General features: G+C 68.2%; 9 protein-coding genes. 3 read left to right on the forward strand and 6 right to left on the reverse strand.

Annotated elements, in window-relative coordinates:
* Positions 1 to 255: hypothetical protein (locus RMO97_RS07100; RefSeq protein ID WP_310539902.1), on the reverse strand; the 255-nt coding region annotated here is incomplete at its 3' end.
* A gap of 124 nt (positions 256 to 379) precedes the next feature.
* Here RMO97_RS07100 and RMO97_RS07105 point away from each other — a divergent pair.
* Positions 380 to 1,258: an SDR family NAD(P)-dependent oxidoreductase gene (locus RMO97_RS07105; RefSeq protein ID WP_310539904.1), complete on the forward strand. Its 879-nt coding sequence runs from the start codon at positions 380 to 382 to the stop codon at positions 1,256 to 1,258.
* 48 nt (positions 1,259 to 1,306) lie between these two features.
* Here the strand turns inward: RMO97_RS07105 and RMO97_RS07110 are convergent, their stop codons facing one another.
* From RMO97_RS07110 to RMO97_RS07125, 4 genes are all read right to left on the reverse strand, one after another.
* Positions 1,307 to 1,894: a GNAT family protein gene (locus RMO97_RS07110; RefSeq protein WP_310539906.1), complete on the reverse strand. Its 588-nt coding sequence runs from the start codon at positions 1,892 to 1,894 to the stop codon at positions 1,307 to 1,309.
* A 35-nt stretch (positions 1,895 to 1,929) separates the two neighbouring features.
* The gene (locus RMO97_RS07115; protein WP_310539908.1) at positions 1,930 to 2,646 is read right to left on the reverse strand and encodes a sulfite exporter TauE/SafE family protein; all 717 of its coding nucleotides are present in this window, start codon (positions 2,644 to 2,646) and stop codon (positions 1,930 to 1,932) included.
* Positions 2,643 to 3,401 carry a sulfite exporter TauE/SafE family protein gene (locus RMO97_RS07120; RefSeq protein WP_310539910.1) on the reverse strand — a complete coding sequence of 253 codons (759 nt, stop codon included), beginning with the start codon at positions 3,399 to 3,401 and terminating at the stop codon, positions 2,643 to 2,645. Before RMO97_RS07120 ends, RMO97_RS07115 begins: the two co-directional genes overlap by 4 nt.
* A 290-nt stretch (positions 3,402 to 3,691) precedes the next feature.
* Positions 3,692 to 4,564, reverse strand: coding sequence for a transglutaminase-like domain-containing protein (locus RMO97_RS07125; protein ID WP_310539911.1), 873 nt, complete (start codon positions 4,562 to 4,564; stop codon positions 3,692 to 3,694).
* Between the two features lie 157 nt (positions 4,565 to 4,721).
* Here RMO97_RS07125 and RMO97_RS07130 point away from each other — a divergent pair, with 157 nt between their 5' ends.
* Together RMO97_RS07130 and RMO97_RS07135 are read left to right on the forward strand one after the other, a co-directional pair.
* A complete protein-coding gene (locus RMO97_RS07130) occupies positions 4,722 to 6,311 on the forward strand; it encodes a flavin monoamine oxidase family protein (RefSeq protein ID WP_310539913.1) in 1,590 nt (529 codons plus the stop codon).
* 2 nt (positions 6,312 to 6,313) lie between these two features.
* Positions 6,314 to 6,724, forward strand: a complete 411-nt coding sequence (locus RMO97_RS07135; RefSeq protein WP_310539914.1) for a cytochrome c — start codon at positions 6,314 to 6,316, stop codon at positions 6,722 to 6,724.
* Between the two features lie 55 nt (positions 6,725 to 6,779).
* On the opposite strand, the gene RMO97_RS07140 is transcribed toward RMO97_RS07135, so the two are convergent.
* The coding region (locus tag RMO97_RS07140; protein ID WP_310539916.1) for an acyl-CoA dehydrogenase family protein at positions 6,780 to 7,702 on the reverse strand (923 nt) is incomplete at its 5' end.

Raw genomic sequence — 7,702 nt, forward strand, 5'->3', positions numbered from 1 at the left:
CCAGACCTTCCTGGCCTCCTCCAGGCTGTCGGTGGTGTCGATGATCACCACGCCCGATTTGCCCACCACCATGATCGCATTGGCGATGCCGTAGCCGACGGCGGAGAACACGCCGGGCGCGGGCTCATAGACCTTGGCCGGGGCGAACTCGGCGGTGTGGGCGGCGAGCGAGGGCGCGATGCGGGCGGCCGGTTCGTCGGCCAGGGCGGCGGTGGCCAGCAGGCCGAAAGCGGCGGCGGCGAGTGCGCGGATCATGGTGTTTCCCCAACCTGACGGCTCTTTGCGCCAAGAACGCCCCTGTCCCGACGGCGGTCAATACTTGTCAGGTGGCCAGCGCGGTTCGATGATGCGGGATAATTAAATCATAGGGAGAACGACCATGGGACTTCTTGATGGGAAGGTGGCGATTGTCACAGGCGCGGGCGGCGGTCTGGGGGAGGCCTACGCCAAGCTGTTCGCCGCGGAAGGCGCAAGCGTCGTCGTGAACGACCTGGGCGGCAGCCGTGACGGCTCCGGGAACGGGACCAGCGCCGCGGCGCAGAAGGTGGTCGATGAGATCATCGCGGCGGGCGGCAAGGCTGTGGCCAACGGCGACGACGTGTCGACCATGGAGGGCGGCGAGAACATCGCCAAGACCGCGCTCGATAACTACGGCCAGATCGACATCCTGGTCTGCAACGCCGGCATCCTGCGCGACAAGACCTTCGCCAACACCTCCGAACAGGACTGGGACCTGGTGGTGAAGGTCCACCTGAAGGGCACCTATTGCTGCACCATGCCGGTCTGGAAGTGGATGAAGGACAACGGCAAGCCCGGCGCCATCGTCATGACCAGCTCCACCTCGGGCCTCTACGGCAATTTCGGCCAGTCCAACTACGGGGCGGCCAAGGCCGGCATCTACGGCTTCATGCGCGTGCTCTCCATCGAGGGGCGCAAGTACGGCATCCGGGTCATGGGTCTGGCGCCGGGCGCCTTCACCCGCATGACCTCTGACCTGCCGGGCCGCCAGGGCAAGGAGCCGGACGCTATGAGCCTGCCGGAGAACATCGCGCCGGGCGTGCTCTACATGGTCTCCGACCTCGCCGCCGACCACAGCGGCAAGGTGCTCGGCGTCTCCTCGCGCGGGGTGCGCGAGATCAAGATGCTGCAGACCGACGGCTACAACCCGGGCCGCCCCTACACCGCCCAGGATGTCGCCGACCACGCCAAGGAGGTGTTCTTCCCGGCGGCCGAAGAGAAGACGGCGGCCAGCGCTTAGAAGGCTGGACTTTCCTCCCCCGTTCGCTTCGCGACAGGGGAGGAAAGGCTACCCGTAAGCCTCGAGCCGCTTATCCAGCCCATCCTGCACCGTGGACCACTCGTCCTTCAGCACCGAGAAGACGCAGGTGTCGCGCACCCGGCCGGTCCAGGTGACGCGGTCCTGGCGGAGGATTCCCTCCAGCTTGCCGCCCAGCTTCAGCACGGCGGCGCGGCTGCGGGCGTTGAGGGCGTCGACGCGGAACACCACGCGGCGCGCGCCGTCGCCGAAGGCCTGGCACATCATCAGCCGCTTGGCCGCCGGGTTCACGGGCCCCCCGCGATAGTCGGGGTGATAATAGGTGCCGCCGATCTCCAGGCTGGCGTTGGGCAGGTCGTAGGACGAGTAGCAGGTGAGGCCCACGCAGCGGCTGTCCACCACCACAGCCCAGTGGATCGAGACGCCCTTGGCCTGGTTGGTGGCCATCCGGCGCCACTGTGGGTCGAAGTGCTCGCCGGCCATGGAATAGGGATAGAGGTCGGTCCAGACCGAGGGGTCGGCGTCGCAGGCGGCCCGCAGGTCTTCCTTGTGGTCCTCGGTGAAGGGCTCCAGCCGCACGAAACGGTTCTCCATCACCCGGGTCGGATCGACTTTCATGGGCCCCTCGCAAACAGGACTGCGGCCTGGACGAGTTACACCGCCGCGACCCCGGTGAAAATCCAGCGCCGCCAGGCGCGGAAGCCCTGGTCGGTCAGCCTGTCGAGCATCCGCGCGCCGAGGGTCACCCCCAGGACGGCCAGGGCGCAGGCGCCCACCAGCAGCCAGGGCGGGGCGAAGCCGTGGCCGCCGGCCAGCAGGATCGCCCCGCCATAGAACAGCACCTTGGACAGGTGGCTGAACATCTGCAGGGCGGCCTTGGTGGAGAGCACCTGGTGGCGGGTGAGCGCGCTGCGCACCAGGAAGAGGTCGGCGAGCGGCCCCGATATGCCGGAGGTGAGCGCCATGGCGGTGGAGAGCACACCGGCCAGCACCGCGTGGCTGGGCCGGGCGGCGTCCAGCGGGCTGTAGCGCTCGGGCACCCAGATCAGGATCGGCAGCAGGCCCAGCGCCAGATAGACCACCGCCTTGCTGGGAATGTACGAGACTACCGTGAAGGCCGCCATCGTGGCCACCGCGCCGATGGCGTAGAAGCCCACCACATTCCAGACGATGTGCCTGACGTGCAGGACGATGCGCGAGGCGTTCGACGCCATCTGCACCAGGCCGTGGATGGCGAGCGCCGCCGGCACCGGCAGCAGGGCGGTCAGCACCCCCATCAGGATCAGGCCGCCGGCCATGCCGAACACGCCCGAGAGGGTGGCCGTCGCCAGGACCGCCGCCAGGATCAGGGCGGCCAGACCGCCGCTCATTGGCCGCTCAGAAAGAGCTGGCCGGCCTGGATCAGGTAGAGCATCCCCACCGCGGTGACGATCAGGCGGGTGTAGCGCTTGAAATTGATGTCGGTCATGCGGTCGAGGATCCGCCCCCCCGCCACCGTGCCCAGCATGGAGAGCGGAATGGCCGCCGCGAACAGCCACAGGGGCGGCATGCCGGCCCCGTCCTGGCTGCGCAGCATCAGCCCGCCATAGACCACCACCTTGGCCAGGTGGGCGAAGACCTGGGTGGCGGCCTTGGTGGCGACGATGACGTGGCGGGTGAGGGCGGTGCGGACGAAGAAGATGTCCAGCAGCGGCCCGGCCACCCCGGCCGTCAGGTTCACGCCGGTCACCATGATCCCCGACAGCAGGGCCTGGGCCGGCTTGGCGGCGTCCAGCCTGATCCAGTCCTGGGGCAGCCAGAGCAGGGCCGGCAGCAGGCCCATGAACAGGAAGAGGGCGGGCTTGGAGGGCGCAAGTGCTATGAGCGAGATCACCCCGCCGGCGATCAGCGAGCCCAGGGCGTAGAGGGCCACGATCGACCAGGCGACATGCTTGCGATGCAGGATCGCCCGCCAGCCGTTGGCCACCAGCTGCAGCAGGCCATGGGTGACGAAGGCCGCCGAGACGGGAAGGACCAGGGCCAGCCCCCCCATCAGGACCAGGCCGCCGGCCATGCCGAACACCCCCGACAGGGTGGCGGTCACAAACGACAGAACAAGAATGAAGAGGGCTGCGAGAGCGCTCATGGGTGGTCCTCCGGTTGCGTCCGCTTCGTCGAGAGGGACACAGGCCCTCTCCGATCGCGAACAGCTGCGCATCGTGCGCGGAATGTGCGGGTCCGCCCGCTCACCCTCCGGAGGAAGGCGCTGTGCTCGCAGACGTCCGCCGGTCGCGGCAAGGACGGAGCCTGGGGATCACGCGCTGGCGGATCGACCCTGGCTCGTTGGGAGCGGGGTTGGGTCTACACCCGAACAAGCGGAGCCGTCGAGAGGGGTCCAATTTCCCCCCCAGGTCGCAGGCCACTTCGAAGGAGGAATTAGAGCGTCGCCGCCTCGGCCTTGGCGGTCACCGCCACGCGGTCCAGCGGCGGCCGCAGGCGTTGGTCAGCCGCCAGCAGCTCCGCCAGCTCGACCATCGCCGGCTCGTCCGCCCGGCTGGAGATGTCGGCCAGCCTGTCGATGAGGTCGGTCTCTTCCATCCCGGCCTCGTCGGTGGCCAGGCCGTACCAGCCCCAGGGGAGGAGTTCGATGTTCTGCAGCGCGGCGAGGTCCTGAAAGATGTCGCCATAGACTTCCACCAGGCCCCACATCTCCGTGCCGGCGATGCCGAAACCCATGGGGTCGGCGCCCTGGCGGCAGGCGCGCCAGGCGTCGCCGCCCACCAGGAAGCGGTCGCGCGGCACATCGAGGGGATCGAGGGTCAGGTTGAACAGCTTGCGCTGCAGGTCGTCGACCTGGGCGTCCACCAGCACCCAGCGGGCCCCGCCCCAGTACTCACCCACCCAGTGGTCGAGGTGCTTGCCGGGCTGGAAGTAGTTGGCGAAGCCGCAGCGGACGCGGGCGGGAATCCCCTTCCGGCGCATGACGGCGGCGAACAGGGTGGCGAAGTGGCGGCAGACGCCGACGACGCGATGCTCGGGCGCGCGGGTCTCCGTGATCGGGCGGTCATGCAGGCGCATCGCCTGGCGCAGCATGGCGGCGGCCCCGTGCAGCTGCTTCTCGTCGCCGCGCCCGGGGGCCAGGGTGACGCCATAGGCGCCGGCCAGGCCCTCGTGGATCAGCAGGCCGTGGACGAAGGCCGCGACCGCGCCAGCCTCGGCGGGCAGGGCGTCGACCTCGGCTTCAAACCCCTCCAGGCCGGTGAAGACGCCGGGGACGCGGTAGCGCTCGAGGAAGGCCTTGTCGGTCATGGGGCGAGCATACCCCCTGCCCGATCCGAGGCCAGTTTTTCCCGGGCGGCCCAATGCGGAGGCAGGTCGGCGAAAAGGGACCCGTGACCCCGCTGACGGTTGGCGCTGGCGCCGCGCCGTCCCCTAGGCCTGGAGCCTGGAGTTCAGGGGGCCGCTTATGGAAGAGATCGGGAAGACGACACGACGGCAGCTGCTGTCGACCATCGGGATGCTGGGCGGATCGGCCCTGATGTACAACATGATGACCACCCTCGGTTACGCCGCCGAGAGCCAGTTCACGGGACCCCCCAAGCTGTCGGGCGCGCGCAAGGGCGCCTCGGTGATCGTGCTGGGAGCGGGGCTGGCCGGGATGCTGGCGGCCTATGAGCTGACCAAGGCGGGCTACAAGGTCACGGTGCTGGAGTACCAGAACCGCGCCGGGGGCCGGAACTGGTCGGTCCATGGCGGCGACACGATCACCGAGATGGGCGGGGCGACCCAGAAGGTGGGCTTCGCCGACGGCAACTACCTGAACCCCGGTCCCTGGCGCATCCCGCACAATCACCGGACTCTGCTGCACTACTGCAAGGCCTTCAATGTCGAGCTGCAGCCCTTCGTGCAGTTCAACCACAACGCCTATGTCCACAACACCGAGGCCTTCGGCGGCAAGCCGCAGCGGTTCAAGTCCCTGGCCGCCGACTTCGAGGGCAATGTCGCCGAGCTGCTCGGCAAGGCCATCGACCAGAAGGGCCTGGACGCCAGCGTCACGGCCCAGGACCGCGACCGCCTGAAGGAGGCCCTGCGCGAGTGGGGCATGCTGGATCGCGACATGAAGTACGCCAAGAACCTGCGCTCCTCGGAGCACCGCGGGTTCGCCCGGAACCCGGGCGGCGGGGTGGGCGGCGCGCCGTCGCCGTCGGAGGTCTTCGCCCTCAAGGACGTGCTGGATTCGAAGATCTGGCGGAACATGTCGTTCTTCATGAACGAGGAATTCCAGACCACCATGTTCCAGCCGGTGGGGGGCATGGGCATGATCGGCAAGGCCTTCGCCAGCCAAGTCCAGCCGCTGATCACCTACAACGCCAAGGTCACCAAGATCGACCAGGGCAAGAAGGGGGTGAGCGTCTCCTACAGCGACACCGGCACCGGCGTGGTCACCGAGGCCAAGGCCGACTGGTGCGTCTGCACCATCCCACTGACGGTGCTGAGCCAGATCGAGAACAACATGTCGGAGAAGATGAACGCCGCCATCGCCGCGGTGCCCTACTCCAACTCGGTGAAGATCGGCCTGGAGATGAAGCGCCGGTTCTGGGAGGAGGACTCGGCCATCTATGGCGGCCACTCCTTCACCAACCAGGAGATCGGCCTGGTCTCCTATCCCAACAACAACTTCCTGCAGGATGGCGCCGCCGTGCTGCTGGGCGCCTTCGCCAGCGGGATGAGCGGCTATCACCTGGCCGGGATGACGCCGGCCGAACGCATCGAGGCGGCCCTGGCCCAGGGGTCGGTCTTCCACCCGGAGAGCTATCGCAAGGAGTTCTCGAACGGCGCCTCGGTGGCCTGGAACCGTGTGCCCTGGATCCTGGGCTGCTGCGCCCGCTGGACCGAGGAGACTCGCGCCGCCCACTACCAGGACTTGGTAGCCCTTGACGGCCGGGTGGTGCTGGCCGGGGAGCACGCCTCTTACGTCGGCTGCTGGATGGAGGGCTCCCTGCTCTCCTCCCTCGACGCCATCACCCGTCTGCACAAGCGCGCGCTGGAGGCCTGAGCATGAAGATGATTTCCAAGCTTGGCCTGGTGCTGGCCTTTTCCCTCGCCGCGCCCGCCATGGCCGACGAACCGGGGCCCGGGGGCACCAAGCCGCCCGTGCCGAAGACCGGGGAGGAGGTCTACCGGATGGTCTGCCAGACCTGCCAAATGGCCGACGGCAAGGGAGCGGTGGGGGCCGGCGCCTTCCCGGCCCTGACCAGCAATCCGAAGATGAAGATGGCCGCCTATCCCATCGTGATGGTCACCAAGGGGCGCGGCGGCATGCCCGGGTTCACCGACCTGCTGAGCCCCGAACAGACCGCCGCGGTGATCACCTATGTGCGGACCAACTTCGGCAACGCCTATCCCGAGCCGGTGACGGCTGAGGACGTCAAGCGCCTGTCGCCGCCGCCGGCCACCGCCAGCCACTAACGAAAAGAGGCGGGGACTCTCGCCCCCGCCTCTCATTCGTCTCGATGTCGGAAGCCTAGTTCCGGAAGACGGCCGCCGTGGAGGCGTCGGCCGGCATCTCGCGGTACTGGCGCAGTTCGTTGCGGCCCACGACCATGTGGTGGACTTCATCGGGGCCGTCGGCGATCCGCAGGGTGCGGGTCGAGGTGTACATGCGGGCCAGCGGGGTGTGCTGCGACACGCCGAGCGCGCCGTGCATCTGGATGGCCTGATCGATGATCTCGCAGACCCGTTCCGGAACCAGGGCCTTGACCATGTGGATCCAGATGCGGGCTTCCTGATTGCCCAGGACGTCCATGGCCTTGGCGGCCTTGAGCACCATCAGGCGCATGGCCTCGATCTCAATGCGGGCGCGGCTGATCTTCTCGATGTTGCCGCCGAGCTGAACGAGCGGCTTGCCGAAGGCTTCGCGGCTGAGGCCACGGGTGACCATCAGGTCCAGGGCCTTCTCGGCCTGGCCGATGGCGCGCATGCAGTGGTGGATCCGGCCGGGGCCGAGGCGCAGCTGGCTGATCTCGAAGCCGCGGCCCTCGCCCAGCAGCATGTTCGACGCCGGCACGCGGACATTGTCGAAGATGATGTGCATGTGGCCGTGCGGCGCGTCGGGATCGCTGAAGACGTTCATGGGTCCGACGATCTTCACGCCGGGCGCGTCGGTGGGGACCAGGATCTGCGACTGGCGCAGGTTGGGCGGACCGTCCGGGCTGGTCTGGACCATGGTGATCATGATCTTGCAGCGCGGGTCGCCGGCGCCGGAGATGTAGTGCTTCTCACCGTTGATGACGTACTCGTCGCCCACCAGGGTGGCGCGGGTGTTGACGTTCTTGGCGTCCGACGAGGCGGCGTGGACCTCGGTCATGGCGAAGGCCGAGCGGATCTTGCCGGCCAGCAGGGGCTCCAGCCACTGCTTCTTCTGCTCAGGGGTGCCGACGCGCTCCA

The sequence above is a fragment of the Phenylobacterium sp. genome (assembly GCF_031425575.1).
Taxonomy (GTDB): domain Bacteria; phylum Pseudomonadota; class Alphaproteobacteria; order Caulobacterales; family Caulobacteraceae; genus Phenylobacterium.